This is a genomic window from Streptomyces thermospinosisporus (assembly GCF_039526425.1).
Taxonomy (GTDB): domain Bacteria; phylum Actinomycetota; class Actinomycetes; order Streptomycetales; family Streptomycetaceae; genus Streptomyces; species Streptomyces thermocarboxydovorans.
Genome location: NZ_BAAAIZ010000110.1, coordinates 1 through 26523 on the forward strand (window position 1 = coordinate 1; position 26523 = coordinate 26523).

Here is a 26523-nt window from a genome sequence, read left to right on the forward strand (position 1 = left end):
CGGTCAGCCCGGTACCGGTCGCCCCGGCCGGCTGTCAGCGCGGTACCGGTTCCGCGGCGGCGACTTGGGTCCGCCGCAGGAACCGGAGCAGGGCCTTGGTCTCGAACTGCACCACGGTGACACCCTGCGCGGTGTGGAACTCCACCACGGCCTGGACCCGTCCGCACGGCCACACCCGCACCTGACCGCTGTCGACCGGTTCGGTGAGCCCCCGCTCCAGCAGGTCGCGGTCGACGGGCCATTCGGGCGCCCCGGCCCCCGGCAGTCCGATGCGGACGCATCGGGGATCCCGCTCGGGGTCGTAACGCAGGACGACGCGGACGGGCCGGTCGTCCTCCGGCGGGGCATCGCTGATGACGTGGGCGCGTGCGTACTGCTCTATTACGGACATCGTCCGGCCCCTTTGCGGTGCGCCACCCCCGTGGAAGTTGTCCTTGCGCCCCCTGTCCAGAGTCGCACATTTCCCGCATTACGCCTCCCGGTGAAGGGATCCTTCCCGTGACGGCGCCCGCCCACGCAGTGCAACGACAGGCTCGCTCTTGCAAGGAGGTTGCAATAACGGGCATCATCGGAGCGTGCACGCACCTGACGGATTCATCGACGCCCCCATCTCCGCCGCGGCCGGAGTGCTCGCCGCCGGCGCCATCGCCGTGTCCCTGCGCGGCGCGCGCCGGGAACTCGACGAGCGGACGGCCCCGTTGGCCGGGCTCGTGGCGGCGTTCATCTTCGCCGTCCAGATGCTGAACTTCCCCGTGGCCGCCGGAACCAGCGGCCATCTGCTCGGCGGCGCGCTGGCTGCCATCCTCGTAGGCCCCTATACCGGCGTGCTGTGCGTGTCGGTGGTCCTGCTGCTGCAGGCCTTCCTCTTCGCCGACGGCGGCCTGACCGCGCTCGGCGTCAACATCACCACCATGGCGATCGCCACCGCGGTCACCGCCTACGCCGTGTTCCGGGTGCTGCTGACGCTGCTGCCGCGCACCCGCCGCTCGGTGACCGTCGCCTCCTTCGTCGCCGCCCTGCTCTCCGTCCCGGCCTCCGCCGTCGTCTTCACCCTGCTCTACGCGATCGGCGGCACCACCGAGGTGTCCATCGCCAAGGTCGCCACCGCCATGGTGGGCGTGCACGTCCTCATCGGCATCGGCGAGGCCGTGATCACGGCCCTGACCGTCGGCGCCGTCATCGCCGTACGCCCGGACCTGGTGCACGGGGCGCGCGGGCTGCGACAGCGGCTGAAGCTGCGGGTGAACGGCGAGCTGGTCGACGCCCCGGAGAACGAGCCGGCGCCGGCCCGCTCCCCGCGCAAGGTGTGGATCGCGGGCCTGGTGACGTCCCTGGTGCTGGCCGGCTTCGTCAGCTTCTACGCGTCGGCGAACCCGGACGGCCTGGAGAAGGTGGCCACCGACCACGGCATCGACAAGAAGGCCGAGGAGCACCCCTACGCCGACTCCCCGCTCGCCGACTACGGCGTCAAGGACGTCGACGACGACCGGCTGTCCGGCGGGCTCGCCGGTGTGATCGGCGTCAGTGTCACGGTGGCCGCCGGCACCGGGGTGTTCTGGGCGGTGCGCAGGCGCCGCACGGACGACGGCAACGGCGAGGGCGGCGAGGGCGGTGGCAAGAGCGGCAAGAGCGGCAAGAGCGACAGCAGCGGCGACGGCCGGGTCGGCAACGGCGACGGCACGGACGCGGACTCGCCCAGCAACACGTCCACCACGGTATGACATGGGCGCCGGGCACGCCCACCGGCTGTACCGGCACGGGAACTCCCCCGTGCACCGGCTGCCGCCGCACACCAAGATCACCGCGGTTCTCGCCTTCGTGCTGCTCGTGGTGTCGACCCCGCGCGAGGCGATGTGGGCCTTCGCGGTGTACGCCGGGCTGCTCGCCCTGGTCGCGTACGCCGCCCGCGTCCCGCCCGGCTTCCTGCTGAAACGGCTGCTGATCGAGGTGCCGTTCGTCGCGTTCGCGGTGCTGCTGCCGTTCGTGGCCGAGGGCGAGCGGACCGAGGTGCTCGGGCTGTCCCTGAGCGTCGAGGGGCTGTGGGGCGCCTGGAACGTGCTGGCCAAGGGCACCCTGGGCGTCGCCGCCTCGGTGCTGCTCGCGGCCACCACCGAGCTGCGCGAACTGCTGCTCGGCCTGCAGCGCCTGAAACTGCCGCCGCTGCTGGTGCAGATCGCGAGCTTCATGATCCGCTACGGGGATGTGATCACCGACGAGATGCGCCGCATGCGGATCGCCCGCGAGTCGCGCGGATTCGAGGCGCGCGGGGTGCGCCACTGGGGCGTGCTGGCCAAGTCGGCGGGCGCCCTGTTCATCCGCTCCTACGAGCGCGGCGAGCGGGTGCACCTGGCGATGGTCAGCCGCGGCTACTCCGGCTCGATGCCGGTCATCGACGAGGTGACCGCCTCCCGGGCGCAGTGGTCGTACGCACTCGCCCTCCCCGCTGCCGCCCTCGTCGTCTGTCTGCTGGGATGGGTGCTGTGACTGCCGATACGACCCCCGCTCCCCCGTCCCTCGAGGTCTCCGGGCTCGCCTTCGCCTACCCCGACGGCCATCAGGCCCTGTTCGGCGTGGACTTCTCCGTCGCACGCGGTGAGCGGGTCGCCCTGCTCGGCCCGAACGGCGCCGGGAAGACCACCCTCGTGCTGCACCTCAACGGCATCCTCACCGGCGGCACCGGCACGGTGAAGGTGGCCGGACTGCCCGTGGACAAGCGGCACATGGCCGAGATCCGGCGCCGGGTCGGCATCGTCTTCCAGGACCCGGACGACCAGCTGTTCATGCCGACCGTGCGGGAGGACGTGGCGTTCGGCCCGGCGGCGGCCGGGGTGAAGGGGCCCGAGCTGGAGGAGCGGGTGGACCGGGCGCTCGGCCTGGTCGGCATGCGGGAGTTCAAGGACCGGCCCCCGCACCATCTCTCCTTCGGGCAGCGGCGCCGGGTGGCGGTGGCGACGGTGCTGGCGATGGAGCCGGAGATCCTGGTCCTGGACGAGCCGTCGTCCAACCTGGACCCCGCCTCCCGCCGGGAACTGGCCGACATCCTGCGCTCCCTGGACGTCACCGTCCTGATGGTCACCCACGACCTGCCCTACGCCCTGGAGCTGTGCCCGCGCTCGCTGATCCTCAGCGAGGGCACGATCGCGGCGGACGGCCCGACGGCGGAGCTGCTCTCCGACGACGAGCTGATGCGCGCCCACCGCCTGGAGCTGCCGTTCGGCTTCGACCCGCGCTCGGTGCAGGCGCCCTCGGCCCGCTCCTGACCCACGCGCCGTCCGACACGGGCTCCTGGAACCCCACGCGTGCCCGAGCAGCCCCGGAGGCATGTGGGCCTCAACACTCCAGCGACTGCGGCGGCCACATCGGCATTACGATCGTGCGCGGCCGGTCCGGCCAAGGAATCACAGGCGAACCGCGGCTGTTGCATCCACTGTCACAGGCGACTGCCGGATCGGCGGCTGCCGGATCGCAGCGCACGCGACGGCAACGGCAACGGCAGCACATCGGAAGGGGCCTACGGACGTGGTGGACGTGCACGGCACAGTGGCCGAGGGATTTGAACCCGTTCGCGAGGCCTTCGCACGGAACTTCCAGGCGCTCGGTGAGCGGGGCGCCGCGGTCGCCGTCTACCGGGAAGGGCGCCGGGTCGTCGATCTGTGGGCCGGCGTGAAGGACGTCGACGGGCAGGACGGCGGCGAGCCGTGGCGGCGGGACACCGCCCAGGTGGTCCGCTCGGCGACCAAGGGCGTGGCCGCGGCGGCCCTGCTGATGCTGCACCAGCGCGGCGAGCTGGACCTGGACGCGCCGGTCGGCCACTACTGGCCCGAGTTCAAGGCCCACGGCAAGGAGCAGGTGCTGGTCCGGCACGTGCTGAACCACCGCGCCGGGCTGCCCGTGCTCGACCGGCCGCTCACCCCCGAGGAGGCCGCCGATCCGCAGCGGGCCGCCGAGGCGATGGCCGGCCAGGCGCCCGTGTGGGAGCCCGGCACGGATCACGGCTACCACGCGCTCACCTACGGCTGGCTGATCGACGAACTGGTCCGGCGCATCACCGGCCTGGGCTCCGGCGAGTGGACAGCCCGGGAGATCGCCGGGCCGCTGGGCCTCGACCTGTGGGTCGGGCTGCCGGACGAGCAGGCGCACCGGGTCGGACGGGTCGGACCCGTGGACGGCCCGGAACCCGCCGGTGTGCTCCGCGCCCGGCCCAAGCGCGCGGTGACCGAGGCCTACGCCGACCCGGATTCCCTCACCCGCCGGGCCTTCGCCGCGATCACCCCGTTCCCCGACCAGAACGACCCGGCGTTCCGCGCGGCGGCCCTGCCCGCCGCCAACGGCATCGCCACGGCGGACGGGCTGGCCCGCTTCTACGCCTCCCTGATCGGAGAGGTCGACGGCATACGGCTGCTGGACGCGGCCACCGCCGGCCTCGCCCGCGCCGAGGAGTCGGCGGGCCCCGACCGGGTCCTGGTGGTCGGCACCCGCTTCGGCCTCGGCTACATGCTGCACGGCAGCGCCTCGCCCTTCCTGGCCCCGGGCTCCTTCGGCCACCCCGGCCGCGGCGGCTCCCTCGGCTTCGCCGACCCGGAGACCGGCATCGCCTTCGGCTATGTCACCAACGGCTTCCGCAAGACGGTGACCGCGGACCCCCGCGCCCAGGCGCTGGTCCGGGCGGTGCGCTCGGCGATCGGCGCCTGATGTTCCCCCCCATCGGGTGCCGAGTTGCCGTATCGGCGTCCGATGTCCCGTATCAGGCGTCCGAGTTGCCGTATCGGCGTCTGACGTCCCGTATCAGGCGTGGATCGGGTGGGAGACCCGCCCCGACGCCTGGTCGATCTCGTCGTGCGCCTTGGTCAGCAGCTGCATCGCCAGTTCGTTGAGCGCCCGGGCCCCGGCGACCTCCTCCCCGACCCTGGGCTGATTCGCGTCCGTGTGGTGCCTGGTGGCGTGTCCGTGTGCCCGCAGCTCGGATCCGTCGGGCAGGCGGACCATCGCCACCGCGCGGGTGTGCGTGTCGTCCTCCCTGAACTCCAGCTCCACGTGCCATCCCACAGCGGTGTGCATCATGACGATCACCTCCGGAAGAGCTACTTCCAGGGTGCGCCCGGCGCCCCGCCTCCGCACCCGCCGCGGCGGGCCCGCCGGTCACCCGGCCGGCGCTATCGGGCGTGCAGCATCAGCCCGATCCCCAGCACCATCAGCCCGGCCGCCGCGATGCGCGGTGCACCGAACCGCTCCTTGAAGAACACCGCGCCGATGGCGGCGCCGACGATGACGGACGATTCGCGCAGCGCGGCGATCGGGGCGAGGGCGGCGCGGGTCTGGGCCCACAGGACGAGGGCGTAGGCGGCGACGGACAGGGCGGCGCCGAGCAGGCCGAGGCGGATGTGCGGGCGCAGCATGGCCGCGGTGCCGCCGCGCCGGCGCCACAGGACACAGGCGGGGATGAGCGTGCCCTGGACCGTTATCAGCCAGGCGATGTAGCCGAGGGAGGAGCCGGAGACGCGTACGCCGAGTCCGTCGACGACCGTGTACGCGGCGATGCTCAGCCCGGTGGCGAGCGCGGCGGTGATCGCCGCCCAGTCGGGGCGGCGTCCGCGCAGTCCCCACAGGGCGACGCCGGTGAGGCCGGCGCAGGACACGGCGATCCCGGCGGCGGCCCAGGTGCCGGGCACCTCGTGCGCGAAGACGGCGGCGAGCACCGCCACGACCAGGGGTGCGCTGCCCCGGGCGATGGGATAGGCCTGGCCGAAGTCGCCCAGTTCGAAGGAGCGCATCAGCAGGGCGTAGTAGGCCGTGTGGAGCGCGGCCGAGCCCAGCAGGTAGGGCCAGGCGCCGGCCGCCGGGAACGGCACGAACGGGGTGAGCGCCAGACCGATGAGCAGGCCGCCGCCGGAGATCAGGGCGAAGCCGGCGAGTTTGTCGGAGATGCGGTGGGCCAGCGCGTTCCAGCCGGCGTGGGTGACCGCGGCGAGCAGCACCGCCGCGGTGACCAGGGGCGTCACGAGGAGCGCTCGCGCACGTCCGCCAGGGTGGCGCCGGCGTGGGCGATCAGCGCCTTGGGTTCCATCGGGAAGACGGTGTGCGGGGTGCCGGCCGCGGCCCAGACCAGGTCGTGGTCGAGCAGAGAGCGGTCGGCGAGGACGCGGGTGGTGGTCCGGTGGCCGAAGGGGGGCACGCCGCCGATGGCGTATCCGGTGGCCTCCCGTACGACGTCGGCCTTGGCCCGGGTGACCCGCTCGGCGCCCAGCTCCTGCCGGAGCAGCTCGACGTCGACCCGGGAGGCCCCGTCCATCAGCACCAGCACGGGCTCTCCGTCCGCGGCGAAGATCAGCGACTTGCAGATCTCGCTCAGCTCGCAGCCGACCGCGGCGGCGGCCTCGGCCGCGGTGCGGGTGCCGTCCGGGAAGCGGCGGACCTGCGCGAGCACGTCGGTGAGGCCCAGTCGGCGCAGGGCCTCGGCGAACCGGGGGTGGGCCCCGCTGCTCTCGGCGTCGGGTGTCGTCGTCATGGTGGGCACCGTAGCGGTCGGTGTAGGGGGCATGCGACGGGGTTCCGCGGCGTGGACACGGCCCCTGGGAGGCGAGGAAGCCGGTGAGGGCGCCCCGTCCCCACGGAGCCCTCACCGGCTGGTTCAACCGCGGCCGGGTGTCACACCGAGGTGTCGCAGCCGCGCCGGTTCACGGGGCTGTCACAGCCGCGCCGGTTCACGGGGCTGTCACAGCCGCGCCGGTTCACGGGCGTGTCACACCCGCACCAGTTCCCGGTCCTCGTCCGGGTCGCCGTCCTTCCGCGCGTCGCCCGCGTCGGCGCCGGTGCGCAGGCCCTCGCCCTCGACGTCGACGTCGGGCAGGACCCGGTCCAGCCACTTCGGCAGCCACCAGGCCTTGTGGCCGAGCAGCGCCAGCACCGCCGGGACGATCGCCATGCGGACGATGAACGCGTCGAAGAAGACGGCGACCGCGAGGCCGAAGCCGATCATCTTGACCATCGACTCGCTGGAGCCGATGAAGCCGGAGAAGACCGCGATCATGATGACCGCCGCGGCCGTCACCACCCGTGCGCCGTGCCGGAAGCCGGTCACCACGGCCTGGCCGGGCCGCTCGCCGTGGACGTAGGCCTCCCGCATGCGGGTCACCAGGAACACCTCGTAGTCCATGGCGAGACCGAAGACCACGCCGACCATGAAGATCGGCATCATCGACATCACCGGGCCGGTCTCCTCGACGCCCATCGGGCCGGACAGCCAGCCCCACTGGAAGACCGCGACCACCGCGCCCAGCGCCGCCAGCACGGACAGCAGGAAGCCGAGGGCCGCCTTCAGCGGAACGAGGAACGAGCGGAAGACCACGATCAGCAGCAGGAAGGCCAGTCCCACGACCAGGATCAGATACGGCACCAGCGCGTCGTTGAGCTTCTGCGAGACGTCGATGTTCATCGCGGTGGCGCCGGTGACCAGGACCTCGGCGCCGGTGCCGGCTTTGATGCCGGCCCCCGCGTCCCGGATGTCGTGCACCAGCTCCTCGGTGGTCACCGAGGACGGCTTGGCGTCCGGGATGACGGTAATGGTGGCCGTGTCGCCGGCCTTGTTGGGCTGGGCCGGGGTCACCGTCACCACGTTGTCCAGGCCCTTGACCTCCTCGCCGGTCTTCTGGAAGGCGGCCTGCGCGTCGCCGCTGTCCGCGGCGTCGACGACGACCAGCAGCGGGCCGTTGAAGCCGGGCCCGAAGCCCTCGGACAGCAGGTCGTAGGCGCGCCGCTGGGTGGTGGACGCCGGCTGGGAGCCGTCGTCGGGCAGGCCCAGTTCCAGGGAGGACGCCGGGACGGCCGCGGCGCCGAGGCCGAGGACGCCGAACAGCAGCACCGCCACGGGCCGGCGGACGACGAAGCGGGCCCAGCGGGTGCCCATGTTGGGACGCTGCTGCCCGTCGCCGGCGTTCGTCTTCCGCTCGCCGCCCTGGCCCTTCCCCTGGCCCTTCCTCCGGCCGCCGCCGAGCAGTTTGCTCTTCTGGCCGGCGGGGCGGACCCTGCGGCCGGCGTAGCCGAGCAGCGCGGGGATCATGGTGAGGGCGATCAGTACGGCGATGGCGACGGTGCCGGCGGCGGCGATGCCCATCTTGGTCAGCATCGGGATGTCGACCACGGACAGGCCGACCAGGGCGATGACGACGGTGAGGCCGGCGAAGACCACGGCGGAGCCCGCGGTGCCGGTGGCGCGCCCGGCGGCCTCCTCGCGGTCGCGGCCCTCGGCCAGCTCCGCGCGGTAGCGGGAGACGATGAACAGCGCGTAGTCGATGCCGACGGCGAGGCCGATCATCGTGGCCAGGGTCGAGGTGGTGGATCCGAGGTCGAGGGTGGCCGCCAGCGCGGTGATGGACGCGACGCCGATGCCGACGCCGATGATCGCGGTGAGCAGCGGCAGCCCGGCGGCGAGCAGCGAGCCGAAGGTGATGACCAGCACCACGGCGGCGATGCCTATGCCGATGATCTCGGCGGCCCCGGTGTGCGGCACGGTCTGCAGGGCGTCGCCGCCGATCTCCACGGTCAGGCCGGAGTCACGGGCGTCCTCGGCGGCGTCCTTCAGGGCGTCGCGGGAGGAGTCCGCCAGCTCCATGCCGGAGACCTTGTAGGTGACCGAGGTGTAGGCGATGGTGCCGTCCCGGCTGACGCCGCCGCCCTGGTAGGGGTCGGTGACGGCGGCGACCTCGGGGCCGCCGGAGAGCTGCTCGACGGTCTCGGTGACGGCGGCCTTGTGCTGGGCGTCCGTCATCTTCTCGCCGGCGGGCGCCTTGAAGACGACGCGGGCGGTCGCCCCGTCGGCGCCGGCGCCGGGGAAGCGTTCCTCCAGCAGGTCGAAGGCCTTCTGGGCCTCCGTGCCGGGGATGGCGAAGGAGGTGGTGCCGGCGGCGGGGGCGCCTGCCGCGCCGACGCCCGCGAGCGTCAGCAGCGCCACCCAGAACAGGGCGACGACATGCCGTCGCCGGAAGGCGAGGCGGCCGAGTCGGTAGAGGAAAGTGGCCACGAGGGCTCAACTCCCGGTCAGGTCGTGGGTTCTTCTGGGCAGGGTCGATCGGCCCGACGACATGAGCGGTGCGTCAGGTGCGGTGGGGTGGCTGACTCGGGGACGGTCAGTGCGGGTCAGTGCGGGTCAGTGCGTGGGGACGCCGAGGGCGGGGAGGACCACGGCGTCGATGTACGAGGCGAGGAACTCCCTGGTAGGCGGCAGATCGTCGATCAGGGAACGGGTGGCGAACGCGCCGACGAGCATGTGGACCATGTAGTCCAGCGCGGGGTTGTCGGGGCGGATCTCGCCCCGGTCGACCGCCCGCCGGATGATCCGCTGCAGCTCCTCCATCTCCGGTTCCACCAGCAGTTCCTTGAAGGCCTTGCGCAGATCGGAGTTGGTGTGCGCCGCCATGGCCAGTGCCCGCATCAGCGCGGCGTTGCGCTCCATGACGCAGTCGTCCTCGCGGTCGACGATCGCGTGCAGGTCGCCCGGCAGCGATCCGGTGTCGATGTCCGCGATGCTGCCGGGCTTCTGGCTGCGCATCGCCTTCACCACCAGCTCGGCCTTGCCGCCCCACTGGCGGTAGAGGGTGGCCTTGCTGGAGCGGGTGCGGGCGGCCACGGCGTCCATGGTCAGGGCGTCGTAGCCGACCTCGCGGAGCAGGTCGAGCACCGCCCGGTACAGCTCGGCCTCGCGCTCGGGGGTGATCCGGCTGCGACGCGCCGTGCCGCCGTCCGTCATCCCGCTCACCTCTCTGCTCCGGACCTCTCCGCGCCGCCCTCCGCAAGATGCCCTTGGAGCCCTTGGAGAACGACACGGTTTCGTACACCACGCACAATACCCCGACTCTTAAGAGAACGAAACCGTTTCGTACGTGTCCTGGGTCACGCGCACCCGAGTTGCCCGGGCTCCGGGCCCGGAAAAGCATGGGGAGGTGAGCTATCTGCGGCTGCCGCATCTCCACGACGACCTGCTGTGCTTCGTGACCGAGGACGACCTCTGGCTCGCCCCGCTCGAGGGCCCCGGCCGGGCCTGGCGGCTCACCGTCGACCGCACCAAGCTCGGCCCGCCCCGCTTCTCCCCCGACGGCCGGCACATCGCGTACACCAGCTGGCGCAGCCTCGACCCCGAGGTCCACCTGGTCCCGGTGGACGGCGGACCGGGCCGCCGGCTGACCTACTGGGGCTCCTCCGACACCCAGGTCCGCGGCTGGGCTCCCCCCGACGACGACGGCCACGCCGAGATCCTCGCCGTCACCTCGCACGGCGAGCCCTTCTCCTACTTCACCTGGGCCTACAAGCTGGCCTGCGACGGCAGCCCCGGCCGCAAGCTGCCCTGGGGACCGGTGTCCGACATCCAGGTCGCCGGCATCGACGGCGAGCGCAAGACCCTGCTGCTCACCGGCACCCCGCCGCACGAGCCCGCCTCCTGGAAGCGCTACCGGGGCGGGGCGATGGGCCGCCTCTGGCTGCACGGGCAACGGCTCCTTCAGGACATCGGCGGGCATCTGGAGTCGCCGATGTTCGTCGGCGGCCGGATCGCCTTCCTCTCCGACCACGAGGGCGTCGGCAACCTCTACTCCTGCGCCTACGACGGCTCCGACCTGCGCCGCCACACCGACCACGACGCCTTCTACGCCCGCGCCGCCTCCACCGACGGCCGCCGGGTGGTCTACCAGTGCGCCGGCGACCTGTGGATCGTGGACGACCTGTCCCCCGACTCGGTGCCGCGCAAGCTGGGGGTGCGGCTGAGCGGACCCCGCGCCGGGCGGCGCCGCTACCAGGTGCCCGCCGCCCGCAACCTGGACGGCTTCTCGGTGGACGAGACCGGCCGGGCCAGCGCCGTCGTGGTCCGCGGCAGCCTGTACTGGCTCACCCACCGCGACGGCCCCGCCCGCACCCTGCTCGACGTCCCCGGCGTCCGGGTGCGGCTGCCGGAGATGCTCGGCGCGACCGGGCGGGTGGCGTATGTGACGGACGCCGAGGGCGAGGACGCCATCGAGATCGCCTCCCTGCCGCGCGCCAGCGGCCAGCGCGCACCCCGGCGGCTGGCCGCGGGCCGGCTGGGCCGGGTGCTGGAGCTGGTGTCCGACCCCGAGGGCGAGCGGCTGGCGGTCGCCTCGCACGACGGACGGCTGCTGCTGGTCGACGTCGGCGAGGGGGCCCCCTCGGGCGGGACAGCCGGTGACGAGGAGTCAGGCAGCGGGCCCCCGAACGGAGTCACCGAGCTGATCCGCTCCGTCAACGGCCCGGTGCGGGACCTGGCGTTCTCACCGGACGGCTCCTGGGTCGCCTGGTCGCACCCCGGCATCGGCCGCTCGCTGCGGCAGATCAAACTCGCCCGCATCAAGGACCATTTGGTCGTCGACGTCACCGACGGCCGCTTCGAGGACGAGAACCCCGTCTTCACCCGCGACGGCCGCTACCTCGCCTTCCTCTCCTGGCGCGGCTTCGACCCGGTGTACGACGTGCACACCGGCGATCTCTCCTTCCCGCTGGGCTGCCGCCCCTACCTGGTACCGCTGTCGTCCGCGACGCCGTCCCCGTTCGCGCTGAACCCCGAGGGCCGCCCGGCCGCCGGCGGCATGGACCCGGTGGAGACGGACGAGGGCGAGGAGGGCCGCACCGTCACCGTCGAGGTGGAGGGACTGGAGAGCAGGGTGACCCCGTTCCCGGTCGCCGCCTCCAAGTACTCGGCGCTGCAGCCGGTGGCGGGCGGCGGACTGGTGTGGCTGCGCTGGCCCATCTCCGGCGCGCTCGGCGAGACCTTCGCCAACCCGGACGACACCAGCGGGCGGCCGACGCTGGAGTACTTCAACATCACCAAGGCGAAGAAGTCCGAACTGGTGCAGCACCTCGATGTGTTCGCGGTGAGCGGCGACGGCACCCGGCTGGTGGTGGCCGACGAGGGCGATCTGCGCGCGGTGCCCGCCACCGAGGCCGGCGACAGCGACTCCACCGTCTGGATCGACCTGCGGCGCATCCTGCACGAGGCCGACCCGCCCGCCGAGTGGCGCGGCGCCTACGAGGAGGCCGGCCGGCTGATCCGCGCCTACTTCTGGGACCCCGGCATGTGCGGCATCGACTGGGACGGCGTGCTCCACCAGTACCGGCCGCTGGTCGAACGCGTCGCCTCCCCCGACGAGTTCGCAGACCTGCTGCGCGAGGTCCTCGGCGAACTCGGCACCTCCCACGCCTATGTCACCCCCGCCCGCCGCAACGAGGGCCCCCCGCACTACCGCCGCCCGCAGGGCCTGCTCGGCGCCAACTTCGTGCGCCGCGACGGCGGCTGGACGGTCAAGCGGATCCTGCCCGGCGAATCCTCCGACTCCCGGGCCCGCTCCCCGCTGGCCGGCACCGGCATCCGCGACGGCGCCGTCCTCACCCATGTCGACGGCCGCCCCGTCGACCCGGTCACCGGCCCCTACCCGCTGCTCGCGGGCGCCGGCGGCACCACGGTCGAGCTGACCTTCCGCCCGGCACCCGAGCCCGGCCGCCCCGCCGCCGAGGGCCCGCCCCGCCGGGTCGCCGTCGTCCCCCTCATCGACGAACGCCCCCTGCGCTACCAGGACTGGGTGGCCAAACGCCGCGAGGTGGTACGGGAGTTGAGCGGCGGCCGGTGCGGCTACCTGCACATCCCCGACATGGGCGGCTCCGGCTGGGCCCAGTTCACCCGCGACCTGCGCATGGAGGTGTCCCGCCCGGCCCTCATCGTCGACGTGCGCGGCAACGCGGGCGGCCACATCAGCGAGCTGGTCATCGAGAAGCTGACCCGCACCATCCTGGGCTGGGACCTCACCCGCAACGCCCAGCCGGTGTCGTACGCCTCCAACGCCCCGCGCGGCCCGGTGGTGGCCCTGGCGGACGAGGCGACCAGCTCGGACGGCGACATGATCACCGCCGCCTTCAAGCTGCTCAAACTGGGCCCGGTGGTGGGCCAGCGCACCTGGGGCGGCGTGGTCGGCATGACCGGCCGCCACCGCCTCGGCGACGGCACGGTGATCACGGTCCCCATGAACGCGGCCTGGTTCGACGCCTACGGCTGGTCCGTCGAGAACAAGGGCGTCACCCCCGACGTGGAGGCCCTGCGCACCCCCCTGGACTGGGCCGAGGGCCGCTACGCCCAGCTCGACGACGCGGTACGCCTCGCCCTGGACCTCCTGGAGACCAACCCCCCGGCCACACCCCCCGACTACTCCAACGTCCCCGACCGCTCAAGACCAAAGCTCCCGCCCCGCCCTTGAAGAAGCGGCAGGGCAACTCCCTGAGGGGCGCGGGGAACTGCGCGCCCAGCCCCGAATCACCCGCACACGCCCACGAATCCGCACCCCCACGGCGAACCGGCGACACAAGAGTTGCGGCAACACGAAAGCGGGGCACCCCGTGAAACACAGGGCGCCCCACTCTCAATGGCGGACTCGCCGAGAACTACACCTCGTAGTCCCGGTCGAACCGCTCCTCCTGCTCCCGCCGCTGCGGCTCCATGTCCTCGTCGCGACGGCGGCCAGGCTGCTGCTCCCGGCCCGGCTGGCGCTGCTGACCCTGCTGAGTCCGCTGCTTCGCCTGCTCCTTGAGCTGCTCGGCCTTCTCCTGGAACTGGTCCTTCATGCCCATGTGGGTTCACTCCCGTGGGGGGTGAGGGAATCTGGCTCGATCAGATTCACACGGGCGATGACCCTGCGCATGTCGATCACTTACGCACCGTAGTCGACGCCGAAGCCGCAGCCGACGCCCGGTGCTGCTCATCCGCGTTGCCGCCCGCGCCGACCAGCCCGATCCGCATGCCGTCGAGCCGGTCCGCGAAGCGCCGCATCTCCCGCTGTCCCACGGTGCCGATGAGCGCGGGCAGACAGCCGCGGATGCCCTGCATGCCGCGCAGCCACCACTGCCCGTACACATGGGCGGACCGGCGCTCGATGCCGGCCACGATCCGGTCGACCGCGGGCCCCAGCGGGTAGGTCTTGTTCGACGGCCACGGCAGCCGCTGCCTCAACTCCCGCATCACGGCGTCCTGATCGGCCCCGCGCACCATGTCGGTGTCGGTCCACGACAGATAGCCGACGCCCACCTTCACGCCCCGGTACCCCACCTCGGCGCGCAGACTGTGCGCGTACGCCTCCACACCGGACTTGGAGGCGCAGTACGCGGTCATCATGGGCGCCGGGGTGATGGCGGCGAGCGAGGCTATCTGCAGCAGATAGCCCCGGGACTCCACCAGCATCGGCAGGAAGGCGCGGGCGGTGACCGCGGATCCGATCAGGTTGACCTCGATGACCCGGCGCCAGGCCTCCGGGTCGGAGTCGATGAACGGACCCCCGGTCGCCACACCGGCGTTGGCGACCACGATGTCCACCTTGCCGAAGCGGTTCTTGACCTCACCGGCGACCCGGGCCATCGCCTCGGCGTCGGTGACATCGGCGTACCAGTGGTCGCTCTCGCTGTGCAGCCGCCCGGAGACCTGCTTGAGCGCGTCCGGCTCCAGCCCGACCAGCGCCACCTTCACCCCGCGCGCGGACAGCTTGCGGGCCAGCAGCTCGCCCACGCCGCGGGCCGCTCCGGTGACGACGGCGACCTGTCCTTCGAGACTGACCCTGCTCATGCGCTCTCCTCGGCGGGTACGGCGTTGACGATGTGTTCGGCGACCAGGGCGCGGATCTTCCCGGTGACCAGATCGGGCGCCTCGACCGGCGTCATGTGGCCGATCCCGGGCAGCTCGGTGAGCCCCAGGCAGTTCGGCAGCGCGGCGGCGATGGTCCGGGCGTGCACGGGTGGGGTGAGCCGGTCCGCCGAGCCGGCGACGACCTCGGTCGGCGCCCTCAACTCGGCGACGGCGGCCTCGAGATCGAGCGGCTCGAACAGCCGCGACCAGGCGTACCGGACGCGGGTGGGGCAGGCGTGCACGATGCGCGCGCAGGCGTCCACCATCTCCGGGGCCGAAGCGGGGCCCATGGTCCCGTACTTGAGGATCCGTCGGGAGACGGGCGTGACCGGGCCGAGCGGGGCGCGCGCACCGAGGACGCGCCGGGTCAGCCAGGTGCGCACCCGGCCCGGGCGCAGCGGCAGCACCGTCGACTCGGCGACCAGCCGGGAGGCGCCGGTGCTGCACAGCAGCACGGCCGCCGCGTGCTCACGGACCCTGGGCCGGGCGGAGGCGGCCATGATGGCCATGCCGCCCATGGAGTGCCCGGCGATCACGGCCCGTTCGCCGGGCGTGAGGGCGGCGGCCAGCACCGCCTCCAGGTCGTCGGCGAGGGCCTGCTCGGTGCACACGGGGCTCGCCGGGCTGCGGCCGTGGCCGCGCTGGTCGTAGGCGATGACCCGGTGGTCGGCGGCGAGTTCGCGGATCTGGGCCGCCCAGAAGGCGGTGGAGCAGGTCCAGCCGTGCGCGAGGACGACGGCGGGCGCGTCGTCGGGGCCGTGCACCTCGACGTGCAGCCGGGCGCCGTCGGCGGAGACGGCGGTCAGCTCGCGGGCGGCGGGCGGCGGGGCGTAGGGCCCCGAGGTGACGTGGGTCAGCCGGCTCATGCGCTCACCTCGGCGTTCTCCGTGGTCTCCTGCGGGGCGGCGGGCTCGTCCTCGGCGGGCGGGCGCAGGACGGCGTACTCGGCGAGGTCCACCCGCCGGGTCTCGCGCCGGAACTCGTAGGTGGTGCCGGGCCAGATGGTGGTGTTGCGTCCGTTGGCGTCCAGGTACCAGCTGGTGCAGCCGCCGGTGTTCCACACGGTGCGCTTCATGCGCTGCTGGACGCGGTGGTTCCAGGCGCGCACGGCGCTGGGGCGGGCGTCGAGGGCGGCGCGACCGCCGAGGACGTCCAGCTGGCGGAGGTAGTCGGCCATGTAGTTCAGCTGGGACTCGATCATCAGGATCATGGAGGAGTTCCCGAGGCCGGTGTTGGGCCCGATGATCGTCATCCAGTTGGGGAAGCCGGCGGCGGAGGCTCCGCGCAGCGCCTGCATCCCGTCCGCCCAGGCCTCGGCGAGGGTCTTGCCCTCGGCGCCGACGACCCGCTCGGCGATGGGCATGTCGGTCACATGGAAGCCGGTGCCGAAGATGATCGCGTCGACCTCGGCCTCGGTGCCGTCGGCGGCCACCACCGTCGAGCCGCGCACCTCGCTCAGGCCGCTGGCGACGACGTCGACATTGGGCTGGGCGAGCGCCGGATAGTAGGTGCTGGACAGCAGGATCCGCTTGCAGCCGATGCGGTAGTCCGGAGTGAGCTTGGCGCGCAGTTCGGGGTCCTTGATGGCGCGGGCCATGTTGCGCTTGGCCAGCGCCTCCACCAGGCCCAGCTCACCCGGATGCTTGGTGAACGCCTGGACCTGCAACTCGCGTACGCCCCACAGCAGTCCGCGGCGCAGCTGGGTGGTGAAGGGCAGGGCGCGGTGCAGGGCGCGCTCGGCTGCGCTGATGGTCCGGTCGACGCGCGGCAGGACCCAGGCCGGGGTGCGCTGGAAGAGGGTGAGGCGGGAGACCTCCGGCTGGATGGACGGCACGATCTGGATGGCGGAGGCGCCGGTGCCGATCATGGCGACCCGCTTGCCGCGCAGGTCGTAGTCGTGGTCCCAGCGGGCGGAGTGGAAGACCTTGCCGGGGAAGGTGTCGAGGCCCGGGATGTCCGGGATCTTCGGGTCGGACAGCGGGCCGGTGGCGGAGACGACGACATCGGCGCTCAGGCTGCCGCTGCTGGTCTCGATGTCCCACCGCAGCCGCTCGGTGTCCCACACCATCCGCTTCACCTCCGAGTCGAAGCGGATGTGGGGGCGCAGCCCGAAGGTGTCGGTGACCCGCTCCAGATAGGCGCGGATGTGCTCCTGCCCGGAGAAGGAACGGGGCCAGTCGGGGTTGGGCGCGAAGGAGAAGGAGTACAGGTGCGAGGGAACGTCGCAGGCACAGCCGGGGTAGCTGTTGTCCCGCCATGTCCCGCCCACGCTGCTCGCCCGCTCCAGGACGACGAAGTCGGTGATCCCCTCGCGCCGCAGCCGGACGGCGGCGCCCAGCCCGCCGAACCCGGACCCGACCACCGCGACCCGTACATGTTCGTGTTCGTGCTCGGCCATCCCGAAGCCTCCACGCATCGCTCAGAACTCTGCCAGTGAATACTGGCACGATGGGGAGAGTAGAGCAGTGGCCTACTCATGGGTAGGGGGTCGGCGAGGAAAGTTACCGGTGGTACGCCATAGGCTTCTGACGTGGCAGAGGGCGAGAAGGCATCCGGTGAACGGCGCGAGTACCGCATGGACGAGCTGGCGCGGCTGGCCGGCATCAGCGTGCGGACCCTGCGCTTCTACCGCGAACGCAAGCTGATCCCGCCGCCCCGCCGCGAGGGCCGTATCGCCTGGTACGACGACCGCCACCTGGCCCGGCTGCGCACCATCACCGCCCTGCTGGAGCGCGGCCACACCCTGAACGGCATAGCCGAGCTGGCCGAGGCCTTCGACCACGGCCGGGACGTCGGCGAGCTGCTCGGCATGGAGCCGCCCACCGACGAGACCCCGGTACGCCTCACCCCCGAGGAGCTGGCCGAACGCTTCGCCGGCGAGGACACCCCGGAGAACCTGGCCGCGGCGATGGACCTCGGCTACCTCGGCACCGACGGCCAGCAGATCGTCCACATCAGCCGCCGCCTGCTGGACGTCTCCACCGCCCTGGTCCGCGAGGGCATCCCGCTCGCGGAGGTGCTGCGCGCCGGCAAGGAGGTCCGCACCCACGCCGACGCCCTCGCCGACCTCTTCGCCGACCTGATCCTGCGTCACGCCCCCGAGGAGGCCCTGCACCGCCTGCGCCCCCTGGCCCGCAGCGTGGTGGACGCGGAACTCTCCCTCGCCATGGACCGCCTGCTGCGCAAGAAGCACGAGACGGCCGACGAGCGCGACGGGAAGGCTGCCGGGGCGGACGAGGCCTGATCGCGCCCGCGCCACAACGGCCGAACGCGTCTCAACGGCCGAACGCGTCTCAACGGTCGTAGACGACGGTCACCGGTGCATGGTCCGACCAGCGCTCCGCATGCGAGGCCGCCCGCTCCACATACGCCTTCACCGCACGCCCCGCGAGCCCCGGCGTGGCAGCGTGGTAGTCGATCCGCCACCCTGTGTCATTGTCGAACGCCCGCCCCCGGTAGGACCACCAGGTGTACGGCCCGTCCACGTCCGGATGCAGCGCCCGCACGACATCGACATAGCCGCCGTCGGCCGCGTCGAACACCCGCGACAGCCACTCCCGCTCCTCCGGCAGGAAACCGGAGTTCTTGGTGTTCCCCCGCCAGTTCTTCAGGTCGGCCTTCTGGTGGGCGATGTTCCAGTCCCCGCAGACCAGCACCTCGCGCCCGTCGGCCGCGGCCCGCTCGCGCAGCTCCTTGAGATGCGCGAGGAACTCCCCGAGGAACCGCATCTTCTCGTCCTGCCGCGCGGTCCCCACCTCACCGGAGGGCAGATACAGCGAGGCGACCGTCACACCCGGCAGGTCCATCTCCACGTACCGCCCGCTGCCGTCGAACTCGGCCGACCCGAACCCGACCCGCACCCGGTCCGGCTCCCGCCGGCTGTACAGCGACACCCCGGCCCGCCCCTTCGCGGCGGACGGCGCATGCACCACATGCCAGCCCTCGGGCGCGCGCACCGTGCCGGGCAGCTGCTCCGGCTCCGCACGCACCTCCTGCAGGCACAGCACATCGGCGTCGGTCGCGGCCAGCCACTCCACGAAGCCCTTCCTGGCGGCGGCCCGCAGCCCGTTGACATTGACGGAGGTCACAGTGAACACCCCGGCACGATACCGGCACACTGGACGGGTCCCGCCCCCCACCTCCTGGATTGATTTACGGTACTCAGTATGGACATCCGCCGGGTCCCCTTCGACCACCCCGACGCCGTCAAGCTGAACGACGAGGTTCAGGCCGAGTACCACGTCCGTTACGGCGACGGCGGCGACGCCACGCCCCTGGACCCCGCGGACTTCACGCCCCCGAACGGCATCTACCTGCTCGCCTACGACGAGAACGGCACCCCGGTCGCCTCCGGCGGCTGGCGGGCACGGGACGCCAACGACGAGGGCAACCGCGACGGCGACGCCGAGCTGAAGCGGATGTACGTCATCGAGCAGATGCGCGGCCGCGGCCTGGCCCGCCGCATCCTGGCCGCCCTGGAGGAGGACGCCCGCGCGGCCGGCCGCGTCCGCATGGTCCTGGAGACCGGCACTAAGCAGCCCGAGGCCATCGCCCTCTACACCTCCAGCGGCTACGAGCCCTGCGAGCCCTTCGGCTACTACCGCTTCCACAAGGAAAGCCGCTGCTTCGCCAAGCCCCTCCAGCAGCCGAGGCCGTAGGGCGACGCGCACCCTGCCCATGTGCAAAGCAACCGCCACCGAGGCCTCCCCCGACGTCGAGTTCAGATCCCCCGCTGACGGGTGCGCTCTCACCGCCGCCGAGCACCGCCTCGGCCGGAGCCTCCCGCGGCCCCTGACCACCGCCCCGACGTCTTCGTCTGGGACCACGAAACCGACAGCCGCCTGTGGACCGCCCCCGACCTGAAGACCTACCTCCACCACGCCCTCACCGGTGACGACCACTGGTGGTGCAGGCCGCCGGTGTGACCGAGGCCGCCCGAACCACCGCCGTGGTCACGGCGGTTGATGCTCTGCACCGATGTCTCACGTTGGTGAAGGACGCCCATGTGAGGCCCGAGCTCCCCGTAGCATGATCAGATTCAACCTGAGGGGGGCTCTGTGCGAACGATTCCGACCACCGTGACGGCTGTCCTGGCGTGCCTTCTCATGGGCGTCACCGCGACCGGCTGCACGGACGGCGGTCCGGCGGAACCCTCCGCCGACCAGCTGCTCGACGACGCGAATGCCACGATGCGGGCTCTGAGATCGGTGACCATCGCCACGGTCACCAGGACGACCGGCGGTGACGACCTCACCACCCGCCTGACGACCGACCTCGAAGGCACGTGCACCTTCAAGGCGTCCTCCGCCTCAGGTGCCGCCATCGAGCAGATCCGGATCGACGGGACGGACTACGTCCGCCCGAACCGGGCCTACCTCGAGGAGTCGGGCCGTCGCATGTCCCGTCCCGGCAAGCAGGACCGGTGGATCAAAACCTCTGCCGACGAGTCACAGCCGGGGGACGGTCTCTCCCGGTGCACGCACGAGTTCGCCTCGTTCGGCCGTGCGGAGAAGGGCGAACCGGCCGAGGTCGACGGCACCCCGGCGATCACGCTGAAAGTCACCGACGACAAGGACGGCACCTTCACCTTCTACATCGCCGCCGAGGGCAAGCCGTACATCCTCAAGGCCGTCTACAAGGACGCCAGACTCCAGACCACCACGTCCTTCAGCGCCTTCGACAAGCCCCTGGACGTACGTCCACCGGACAAGGCCAAGGTGCTGGACATGACCGGCCTCGGCTCATGACGGTCAGGAAAGGGCACGGGGCATTAGGGGCCCGTTGCTCGTTCGGGTGCGCACCTCGTACATGTTCCAGCCCAGGTGTCCAGGCTTGACCTTCAGGATGAGTCATCGCGTGAAGGTGAAGGAAACATGCCGACGTACGTCAGCTTACTGAGCTGGACCGATCAAGGTATCCGGAACTACAAGGACACCGCGAAGCGTGCCGAGGCCTTCGGTTCAGCGGTGCAGAAGCTCGGGGCGAAGCTCCTGAGCATCTACTGGACCGTCGGTCCGTACGACCTCGTGGCCGTCGTCGAGGCGCCTGACGACGAAACTGCCACCGCCGCACTCCTGCAGCTCGGTGGTGTGGGCAACGTGCGGACGACGACGCTGCGGGCCTTCGGCCGAGAGGAGATGGAGCGCATCATCGACAAGGCGGCCGGCTGACGATCACGCCGGACTTCGCTGCTGTACGACATGAAAGAACCCCGGCTGGTTACCACCAACCGGGGTTCCGATGTGCGTGGACCTGAGGGGATTTGAACCCCTGGCCCCCTCGATGCGAACGAGGTGCGCTACCGGACTGCGCCACAGGCCCTTGCAACGAGTGAAACTTTAGCATCCCCGCCGGGGTGCTCAAAAATCGTTGTTCGAGGTGGGCGGCGGGCTACTCGTTGGCAGCCCGGCGGTGCTCCCCGTCCTCGTACTGGTCGAAGAGCGGGGTGCGTCCGCGCTCGCGGGCGCGGCGAGCCGAGGCGGCGCGGCGGACGTCGCTGCGCGGGCCGGCGTCCTGCTGGCCGGCGGGCTCGGCCGGCTCCGGCACGGCGGGCTCGGCGGCGGGCGCCTCCTCCGGTGCGACCGCGCTGGAGCGGGCGGAGCTCCAGGTGTCCGGTGCGCCCAGGTCCACGTCGCTGGTGGCGCGCGGGGCGACCGGCGCCGTCACGTACGTCGGCAGCGGCACCGGGACGGGGTCCCAGCTGTCGCCCTGGCCGGGAGGCCGCCGGCGCTCGCGCTGCTGATCGACCCACTCGGCGTGGTCGGTCTGCTCGACCAGGGCGCGGCGGTCGGCGGCGAGGGCGGACAGGCCGGGGTCCGGGGCGGCGCCGGAGGGCGGTCCGTCCTGTGGCTCGGCGGATCCGGTCTCCTGGACCGAGGGGCGGGTGTGGGGCCGGCGGCGGTCGTGCAGGCGCTGGGCGGCGGCCTCGGCCTGCCTGCGGTCCATCTGGTAGGCGAAGCGGCGCCGCTCCTGGGAGCGGAGGTAGGCGATGTACGCGCTGAGCAGCACGGCGGGCACGCCCGGCACCCACAGGAAGGCGAGCCCTCCGACGGCCGCGACGATCGCGCCCAGGGTGAAGGCGAGGAAGAGCAGCGTGGTGGTGCGCCGGCGGCGCGCGAGCACCTTGGAGCGCCGGGCCCGCGCCGCGGCGGCCTGCGCCGCGCGGGCCTTCTGGGCGCGCTGGGCCGCCTGCACGGCACGGTCGGCTCTCTCGGCCCGCTCGGCCGGCGGTTCCTGCCGGGCCGCCGGGACCCGCACGGTGGGTTCCTCGGGGTCGGCCAGGGGCTCGGGGGCGGGCTCCGGGACGGGTTCCTCGCGTCGGGTCTGGGACACGGCGAAGGCCCGGACGTCCACCGAGTCGGTGACCGCGTCCGGGTCGTGGGCGTCGTACTCCCCCTCGTCGGCGGAGCGCGCCCGCAGGTCCTTGGCGTACCGGCGCTCCATGCCCGCCCGTCCGGACAGCAGTCGGATGGCGGTGCTGAAGCGTTCCGTCGGACGAGCCTCGTTGAGCTCGTCCTGCCTACGGAGCCACATCGGCACCAAGTAGGCGGCCCAGGCCCCGACGATGACTGCGTAGATGAGGCCGCTGCTGCTCACACCTCACACGGTAGAGGGGTTTGCATGACGCCATCTGCCAATTCCGCCGGTGTGTCGCACGATCTGGCTGATATTTCGAACTTTTCTTGTGACGCATGCGATCAGCGGACCATCCGGGACGGGAATTCTCCGCCTTCACTCGGTCGCCATCCGATCAATTTCGAACGTTTATTCAATTTCCGGGTGGGTGGCGGACGCCCGGGCCACGCCGCTCGTCGCGGGCCCGCGACCGGTGCCAGCGGTTGAGCAGGCCCTCGGGCACTTCCTCCGCGGTGAGCGCGAAGACGAGATGGTCCCGCCATGCTCCGTCGATGTGCAGATATCGCGGCCGCAGTCCCTCTTCGCGGAATCCGAGTTTCTCCACGACCCGTCGGCTGGGCCCGTTCTCCGGGCGAATGCAGACCTCGATCCGGTGCAGTCCGACGGTTCGGAAACAGTGGTCCACGGCGAGTGCCACCGCCGTCGGCATCACCCCGCGCCCGGCCACCGCCTCGTCCACCCAGTAGCCGATGTGCCCGGAGCACATCGACCCCCAGGTGATCCCGGCGACCGTCAACTGACCGGCCAGCCGCCCCTGGTACTCGATGACGAACGGCAGCATCCGGCCCGCGTTCGCCTCCGACCGCAGATGGCGCACCATCTGACGGAAGGTCGGCCGGTGCGCGACCGGCCCGTGGGGCGTCGGCGGCGGGATGGTCGCCTCCCAGGGCCGCAGCCAGTCGCGGTTGCGCCGGTTGACCTCGCGCCAGGCCCGCTGGTCGCGCAGCCTTATCGGCCGGAGGACGATGTCGCCGTCCACCAGCTCCACGGGCCAGAAGGGCCGGTTCAGGTCGCACCCCCGCTGTCCGCGGCGGGTCCGGGGTGGTCACCGCCGCGCAGCTGGTCGACGGCGTGCCGCAGCAGGGGCTCCAGGACGGCCAGGCCGTCCCTGACGCCGCCGCTGGAGCCGGGCAGGTTCACGATCAGCGTGCTGCCCGCGACCCCGGCCAGCCCCCGGGACAGCGCCGCCGTCGGCACCTTGTCCCGGCCGTGCGCCCGGATGGCCTCCGCGATGCCGGGGACCTCGCGGTCGATCACCCGGCGGGTGGCCTCCGGGGTGCGGTCGGTGGGCGAGATGCCGGTGCCGCCGGTGGTGACGATGACGTCGTACCCGGCGTCGGCGCCCGCGCGCAGCGCGGCCTCCACCGGGTCGCCGTCCGGCACGATCTGCGGGCCGTCGACCTCGAAGCCGAGCCGCTTCAGGCCCTCGGCGATCAGCGGCCCGCCCCGGTCCTCGTAGACCCCGGCCGCGGCGCGGTTGGAGGCGGTGACCACCAGCGCGCGATAGCTCATGCCCTGCTCCAGTCGCCCGACTTGCCGCCCGTCTTCTCCTCGACCCGCACGTCCGTGATGACCGCCTCCTTGTCGACCGCCTTGACCATGTCGATCACGGTGAGCGCGGCGACCGAGACCGCGGTGAGCGCCTCCATCTCGACGCCCGTGCGGTCCGTGGTCTTCACGGTGGCCGCGATCTCCACCGCGTCGTCCGCGACCTCAAGGTCCAGTTTCACACCGGACAGCGACAGGGGGTGGCACAGCGGGATCAGATCGGGGGTGCGCTTGGCGCCCATGATCCCCGCGATCCGCGCGGTGGCCAGCGCGTCGCCCTTGGGCACGCCCTCGCCGCGCAGCAGCTCGATCACGCGGGGCGAGACGAGGACGCGGCCGGTGGCGCGGGCGGTGCGGGCGGTGACGTCCTTGCCGGACACGTCGACCATGCGGGCCGCGCCCGCCTCGTCGATGTGGGTCAGGCGCTGCCGCTCGGTCTCCTGGTCGGCGGTGCCGGGGGTCTCCCCCCGGGGTGGCACAGTCATGCTGCTCGGTGCTCCCGGTCCGGGCCCGGCGCGGTGCGGCGCGCGGGCCTGCTGTGCGCGACACGGTACCGCGCGTCGGGGCCGGTCAGCCGAGCAGGACCACCTCGACGTCCGTGCCGGGCGCGACGGACTCGGTGTCCTCGGGGACGACGATCAGCGCGTTGGCCCGGGCGAGCGCGGCCACCAGATGGGATCCGGCGCCGCCGACCGGGGTCACCTTCCCGTCGGCGTAGCGGCCGCGCAGGAACTGGCGGCGGCCCCTGGGGGAGGTGAGCGGCTCGTCGGCGGTGAGGGTGGCCCGGGTCCGGGGCCGGTGCACGTCGGGCAGGCCCATGAGGGTGCGGATGGCGGGCCGGACGAACAGCTCGAAGGAGACGTAGGAGGAGACCGGGTTGCCGGGGAGGGCCAGCAGCGGGGTGTGGTCGGGGCCGATGGAGCCGAAGCCCTGGGGCTTGCCGGGCTGCATGGCGAGCCTGCGGAACTCCACGCCGCTGCCCGGTTCGTCCTCGTCCCCGGCGTAGGACAGGGCCTCCTTGACCACGTCGTACGCGCCGACGCTGACCCCGCCGGTGGTGACCATCAGGTCGGCGCGGACCAGCTGGTCCTCGATGGCGTCGCGCAGGGTGTCGGCGTCGTCGGCGACCGCGCCCACCCGGTAGGCGATCGCGCCGGCGTCACGGGCGGCGGCGGTCAGGGCGTAGCTGTTGGAGTCGTAGATCTGACCGGGCCGCAGTTCCTCGTCGGGCTGGACGAGTTCGCTGCCGGTGGACATGACCACCACGCGCGGGCGGGGCCGTACCCGGACGGTGCCGCGGCCGATGGCGGCGAGCAGGGAGATCTGCGGCGGGCCGAGCACGGTGCCGGCCTCGAGCGCGCGGTCCCCGGCCTTCACGTCGCTGCCCTGCGCGCGGACGTGGGCGCCCGCCCCGGCCGGGCGGTAGACCAGCACCTGGCCGCCGGCCGCCTCGGGGGCGAGGCTGCGGGCGCGCATGCCGGTGGCGGGGCCCTCGCCGAGGCCGCCGTCGGTCCACTCCACGGGGACGACGGTCTCCGCGCCGGGCGGCAGCGGGGCGCCGGTCATGATGCGGGCGGCCTGGCCGGGGCCCACGTGCAGCGGCTCGGACTGGCCGGCCGCGACGTCCCCGACGACCTCCAGGGCCGCCGGGTAGGCCTCGCTGGCGCCCGCGACATCCGCGACCCGCACCGCGTACCCGTCCATCGAGCTGTTGTCGAAGGGGGGCAGGGAGACCGGGACCGTGATGTCCTCCACCAGGACGCAGCCCTGTGCGTCGAGGAGGTTGAGTTCGATGGGTTCGAGCGGGCGGACGGTGCTGAGGATGTCGTCCAGGTGCTCGTCCACCGTCCAGAGGTGGTCCGGGCCTGCGGTGCGGGGCGCGGCGGTGCTCAACTTCGCTGCATCTCCTCGGTGACGTAACGGCGGAGCCAGGTCCGGAAGTCCGGGCCCAGGTCTTCACGTTCGCACGCGAGTCGGACAATGGCACGGAGGTAGTCGCCCCGGTCGCCGGTGTCATAGCGCCGGCCCTTGAAGACGACGCCGTGCACCGGGCCGCCGATGCTCTCGTCGGCGGCGAGCTTCTGCAGCGCGTCGGTGAGCTGGATCTCGCCCCCGCGGCCGGGCTCGGTCTCGCGCAGTATCCCGAAAACGGCGGGGTCGAGCACGTAACGGCCGATGACGGCCAGGTTGGACGGAGCGTCGGCCGGCTCGGGCTTCTCCACGAGGCCGCCCACACGGACCACGTCGGCGTCCTCGGTGGTCTCGACGGCGGCGCAGCCATAGAGGTGAATCTGCTCCGGGGCCACCTCCGTCAGGGCGATGACGCTGCCGCCGTACTGCGCCTGCACCTCGATCATCCGCTTCAGCAGCGGGTCGCGCGGGTCGATCAGGTCGTCGCCGAGGAGCACCGCGAAGGGCTCGTCACCCACGTGCGGGGCGGCGCACAGCACGGCGTGGCCGAGACCCTTGGGGTCGCCCTGGCGGACGTAGTGCATGGTCGCGAGGTCGCTGGACTCCTGGACCTTGGCGAGGCGTTCGGCGTCGCCCTTCTTCTCGAGGGCGGACTCCAGTTCGTAGTTGCGGTCGAAGTGGTCCTCCAGGGGGCGCTTGTTGCGTCCGGTGACCATGAGGACGTCGTCGAGACCGGCGGCGACGGCCTCTTCGACCACGTACTGGATCGCCGGCTTGTCGACGACCGGCAGCATTTCCTTCGGGGTGGCCTTGGTGGCCGGCAGGAACCGGGTGCCCAGGCCTGCTGCGGGAATGACAGCCTTGCTGATCCGAGGGTGCGACTGACTCATGCCGGACACCATATCCGGTGCGTTTACTGGGAATCTGTCGCTCCGGTTACTTCCCGCTCATATGAGCATATTGAGACAGTACGAGGACAATCTTGAGAC

Annotated in this window: 26 protein-coding genes and 1 tRNA gene; 9 read left to right on the plus strand and 18 right to left on the minus strand. The window is 72.3% G+C overall.

Annotation, left to right across the window (positions count from 1 at the left end; genetic code table 11):
• Window positions 1–34: 34 nt before the first annotated feature.
• Entirely contained in the window at window positions 35–391 is a 357-nt protein-coding gene (locus ABD207_RS28360) for an SsgA family sporulation/cell division regulator (protein ID WP_344016061.1), read from the minus strand.
• A gap of 184 nt (window positions 392–575) precedes the next feature.
• Here ABD207_RS28360 and ABD207_RS28365 point away from each other — a divergent pair, with 184 nt between their 5' ends.
• The 4 genes from ABD207_RS28365 (at window position 576) to ABD207_RS28380 (ending at window position 4692) form a co-directional block, all read left to right on the plus strand.
• Entirely contained in the window at window positions 576–1721 is a 1146-nt protein-coding gene (locus ABD207_RS28365) for an energy-coupling factor ABC transporter permease (protein ID WP_344016063.1), read from the plus strand.
• 1 nt (window position 1722) lies between these two features.
• On the plus strand, window positions 1723–2484 hold the full coding sequence (gene cbiQ, locus ABD207_RS28370; RefSeq protein WP_344016064.1) for a cobalt ECF transporter T component CbiQ: 762 nt from the start codon (window positions 1723–1725) through the stop codon (window positions 2482–2484).
• Window positions 2472–3260, plus strand: coding sequence for an energy-coupling factor ABC transporter ATP-binding protein (locus ABD207_RS28375; protein ID WP_344016065.1), 789 nt, complete (start codon window positions 2472–2474; stop codon window positions 3258–3260). Before cbiQ ends, ABD207_RS28375 begins: the two co-directional genes overlap by 13 nt.
• 262 nt (window positions 3261–3522) lie before the next feature.
• A complete protein-coding gene (locus tag ABD207_RS28380; protein ID WP_344016115.1) occupies window positions 3523–4692 on the plus strand; it encodes a serine hydrolase domain-containing protein in 1170 nt (389 codons plus the stop codon).
• A 93-nt stretch (window positions 4693–4785) separates the two neighbouring features.
• Here the strand turns inward: ABD207_RS28380 and ABD207_RS28385 are convergent, their stop codons facing one another.
• The 5 genes from ABD207_RS28385 to ABD207_RS28405 form a co-directional block, all read right to left on the minus strand.
• A complete protein-coding gene (locus ABD207_RS28385) occupies window positions 4786–5061 on the minus strand; it encodes a DUF1876 domain-containing protein (RefSeq protein WP_344016067.1) in 276 nt (91 codons plus the stop codon).
• 92 nt (window positions 5062–5153) lie between these two features.
• Window positions 5154–5999: an EamA family transporter gene (locus tag ABD207_RS28390; RefSeq protein ID WP_344016069.1), complete on the minus strand. Its 846-nt coding sequence runs from the start codon at window positions 5997–5999 to the stop codon at window positions 5154–5156.
• Window positions 5996–6505, minus strand: coding sequence for a YbaK/EbsC family protein (locus ABD207_RS28395; protein WP_344016070.1), 510 nt, complete (start codon window positions 6503–6505; stop codon window positions 5996–5998). The genes ABD207_RS28390 and ABD207_RS28395 overlap by 4 nt, the downstream gene beginning before the upstream one ends.
• A gap of 234 nt (window positions 6506–6739) precedes the next feature.
• Entirely contained in the window at window positions 6740–9016 is a 2277-nt protein-coding gene (locus ABD207_RS28400) for an MMPL family transporter (protein ID WP_344016071.1), read from the minus strand.
• 126 nt (window positions 9017–9142) lie between these two features.
• The gene (locus tag ABD207_RS28405) at window positions 9143–9742 is read right to left on the minus strand and encodes a TetR/AcrR family transcriptional regulator (protein ID WP_344016116.1); all 600 of its coding nucleotides are present in this window, start codon (window positions 9740–9742) and stop codon (window positions 9143–9145) included.
• 193 nt (window positions 9743–9935) lie between these two features.
• Here ABD207_RS28405 and ABD207_RS28410 point away from each other — a divergent pair, with 193 nt between their 5' ends.
• On the plus strand, window positions 9936–13244 hold the full coding sequence (locus tag ABD207_RS28410; protein WP_344016072.1) for a S41 family peptidase: 3309 nt from the start codon (window positions 9936–9938) through the stop codon (window positions 13242–13244).
• 184 nt (window positions 13245–13428) lie between these two features.
• On the opposite strand, the gene ABD207_RS28415 is transcribed toward ABD207_RS28410, so the two are convergent.
• From ABD207_RS28415 to ABD207_RS28430, 4 genes are all read right to left on the minus strand, one after another.
• On the minus strand, window positions 13429–13614 hold the full coding sequence (locus ABD207_RS28415; protein ID WP_344016073.1) for a hypothetical protein: 186 nt from the start codon (window positions 13612–13614) through the stop codon (window positions 13429–13431).
• Window positions 13615–13690: 76 nt separating this feature from the next.
• Entirely contained in the window at window positions 13691–14599 is a 909-nt protein-coding gene (locus ABD207_RS28420) for an SDR family oxidoreductase (RefSeq protein WP_344016074.1), read from the minus strand.
• Window positions 14596–15525 (minus strand): alpha/beta fold hydrolase, encoded by a 930-nt coding sequence (locus ABD207_RS28425; RefSeq protein ID WP_344016075.1) that lies wholly within the window; start codon window positions 15523–15525, stop codon window positions 14596–14598. The genes ABD207_RS28420 and ABD207_RS28425 overlap by 4 nt, the downstream gene beginning before the upstream one ends.
• Entirely contained in the window at window positions 15522–17057 is a 1536-nt protein-coding gene (locus ABD207_RS28430; protein WP_344016076.1) for a flavin-containing monooxygenase, read from the minus strand. Before ABD207_RS28430 ends, ABD207_RS28425 begins: the two co-directional genes overlap by 4 nt.
• Before the next feature lie 177 nt (window positions 17058–17234).
• Here ABD207_RS28430 and ABD207_RS28435 point away from each other — a divergent pair, with 177 nt between their 5' ends.
• Window positions 17235–17903: a MerR family transcriptional regulator gene (locus ABD207_RS28435; protein WP_344016117.1), complete on the plus strand. Its 669-nt coding sequence runs from the start codon at window positions 17235–17237 to the stop codon at window positions 17901–17903.
• Between the two features lie 49 nt (window positions 17904–17952).
• On the opposite strand, the gene ABD207_RS28440 is transcribed toward ABD207_RS28435, so the two are convergent.
• Complete coding sequence (locus ABD207_RS28440; protein WP_344016077.1) at window positions 17953–18756, minus strand: exodeoxyribonuclease III; 804 nt, start codon at window positions 18754–18756, stop codon at window positions 17953–17955.
• A gap of 69 nt (window positions 18757–18825) precedes the next feature.
• Here ABD207_RS28440 and ABD207_RS28445 point away from each other — a divergent pair, with 69 nt between their 5' ends.
• The 3 genes from ABD207_RS28445 (at window position 18826) to ABD207_RS28455 (ending at window position 20829) form a co-directional block, all read left to right on the plus strand.
• Window positions 18826–19317, plus strand: a complete 492-nt coding sequence (locus ABD207_RS28445; RefSeq protein ID WP_344016079.1) for a GNAT family N-acetyltransferase — start codon at window positions 18826–18828, stop codon at window positions 19315–19317.
• A 399-nt stretch (window positions 19318–19716) separates the two neighbouring features.
• A complete protein-coding gene (locus tag ABD207_RS28450) occupies window positions 19717–20406 on the plus strand; it encodes a LolA-like protein (RefSeq protein WP_344016081.1) in 690 nt (229 codons plus the stop codon).
• A 126-nt stretch (window positions 20407–20532) separates the two neighbouring features.
• Window positions 20533–20829 (plus strand): GYD domain-containing protein, encoded by a 297-nt coding sequence (locus ABD207_RS28455; RefSeq protein ID WP_344016083.1) that lies wholly within the window; start codon window positions 20533–20535, stop codon window positions 20827–20829.
• Window positions 20830–20906: 77 nt separating this feature from the next.
• On the opposite strand, the gene ABD207_RS28460 is transcribed toward ABD207_RS28455, so the two are convergent.
• The 7 genes from ABD207_RS28460 to galU form a co-directional block, all read right to left on the minus strand.
• Window positions 20907–20980 (minus strand) — tRNA-Ala (locus ABD207_RS28460).
• Window positions 20981–21049: 69 nt separating this feature from the next.
• Window positions 21050–22255, minus strand: coding sequence for a divisome protein SepX/GlpR (gene sepX, locus ABD207_RS28465; RefSeq protein ID WP_344016084.1), 1206 nt, complete (start codon window positions 22253–22255; stop codon window positions 21050–21052).
• 172 nt (window positions 22256–22427) lie between these two features.
• Window positions 22428–23063 (minus strand): GNAT family N-acetyltransferase, encoded by a 636-nt coding sequence (locus tag ABD207_RS28470; protein ID WP_344016086.1) that lies wholly within the window; start codon window positions 23061–23063, stop codon window positions 22428–22430.
• Window positions 23064–23080: 17 nt separating this feature from the next.
• Window positions 23081–23587 carry a MogA/MoaB family molybdenum cofactor biosynthesis protein gene (locus tag ABD207_RS28475; RefSeq protein ID WP_344002573.1) on the minus strand — a complete coding sequence of 169 codons (507 nt, stop codon included), beginning with the start codon at window positions 23585–23587 and terminating at the stop codon, window positions 23081–23083.
• The gene (moaC, locus tag ABD207_RS28480) at window positions 23584–24108 is read right to left on the minus strand and encodes a cyclic pyranopterin monophosphate synthase MoaC (RefSeq protein ID WP_344016087.1); all 525 of its coding nucleotides are present in this window, start codon (window positions 24106–24108) and stop codon (window positions 23584–23586) included. The genes ABD207_RS28475 and moaC overlap by 4 nt, the downstream gene beginning before the upstream one ends.
• A gap of 85 nt (window positions 24109–24193) precedes the next feature.
• Window positions 24194–25516: a molybdotransferase-like divisome protein Glp gene (gene glp / locus ABD207_RS28485; protein WP_344016088.1), complete on the minus strand. Its 1323-nt coding sequence runs from the start codon at window positions 25514–25516 to the stop codon at window positions 24194–24196.
• Window positions 25513–26424, minus strand: coding sequence for a UTP--glucose-1-phosphate uridylyltransferase GalU (gene galU / locus ABD207_RS28490; protein ID WP_344016089.1), 912 nt, complete (start codon window positions 26422–26424; stop codon window positions 25513–25515). Before galU ends, glp begins: the two co-directional genes overlap by 4 nt.
• Window positions 26425–26523: the final 99 nt, after the last annotated feature.

Excerpts from the sequence above, each read along its gene's own strand:
- ABD207_RS28360 (WP_344016061.1), bottom strand. The coding sequence starts at position 391 with ATGTCCGTAATAGAGCAGTACGCACGCGCCCACGTCATCAGCGATGCC.
- cbiQ (WP_344016064.1), top strand. The coding sequence starts at position 1,723 with ATGGGCGCCGGGCACGCCCACCGGCTGTACCGGCACGGGAACTCCCCC.
- ABD207_RS28375 (WP_344016065.1), top strand. The coding sequence starts at position 2,472 with ATGGGTGCTGTGACTGCCGATACGACCCCCGCTCCCCCGTCCCTCGAG.
- ABD207_RS28385 (WP_344016067.1), bottom strand. The coding sequence starts at position 5,061 with ATGATGCACACCGCTGTGGGATGGCACGTGGAGCTGGAGTTCAGGGAG.
- ABD207_RS28395 (WP_344016070.1), bottom strand. The coding sequence starts at position 6,505 with ATGACGACGACACCCGACGCCGAGAGCAGCGGGGCCCACCCCCGGTTC.
- ABD207_RS28405 (WP_344016116.1), bottom strand. The coding sequence starts at position 9,742 with ATGACGGACGGCGGCACGGCGCGTCGCAGCCGGATCACCCCCGAGCGC.
- ABD207_RS28415 (WP_344016073.1), bottom strand. The coding sequence starts at position 13,614 with ATGGGCATGAAGGACCAGTTCCAGGAGAAGGCCGAGCAGCTCAAGGAG.
- ABD207_RS28420 (WP_344016074.1), bottom strand. The coding sequence starts at position 14,599 with ATGAGCAGGGTCAGTCTCGAAGGACAGGTCGCCGTCGTCACCGGAGCG.
- ABD207_RS28425 (WP_344016075.1), bottom strand. The coding sequence starts at position 15,525 with ATGAGCCGGCTGACCCACGTCACCTCGGGGCCCTACGCCCCGCCGCCC.
- ABD207_RS28430 (WP_344016076.1), bottom strand. The coding sequence starts at position 17,057 with ATGGCCGAGCACGAACACGAACATGTACGGGTCGCGGTGGTCGGGTCC.
- ABD207_RS28435 (WP_344016117.1), top strand. The coding sequence starts at position 17,235 with ATGGACGAGCTGGCGCGGCTGGCCGGCATCAGCGTGCGGACCCTGCGC.
- ABD207_RS28445 (WP_344016079.1), top strand. The coding sequence starts at position 18,826 with ATGGACATCCGCCGGGTCCCCTTCGACCACCCCGACGCCGTCAAGCTG.
- ABD207_RS28455 (WP_344016083.1), top strand. The coding sequence starts at position 20,533 with ATGCCGACGTACGTCAGCTTACTGAGCTGGACCGATCAAGGTATCCGG.
- ABD207_RS28475 (WP_344002573.1), bottom strand. The coding sequence starts at position 23,587 with ATGAGCTATCGCGCGCTGGTGGTCACCGCCTCCAACCGCGCCGCGGCC.
- moaC (WP_344016087.1), bottom strand. The coding sequence starts at position 24,108 with ATGACTGTGCCACCCCGGGGGGAGACCCCCGGCACCGCCGACCAGGAG.
- galU (WP_344016089.1), bottom strand. The coding sequence starts at position 26,424 with ATGAGTCAGTCGCACCCTCGGATCAGCAAGGCTGTCATTCCCGCAGCA.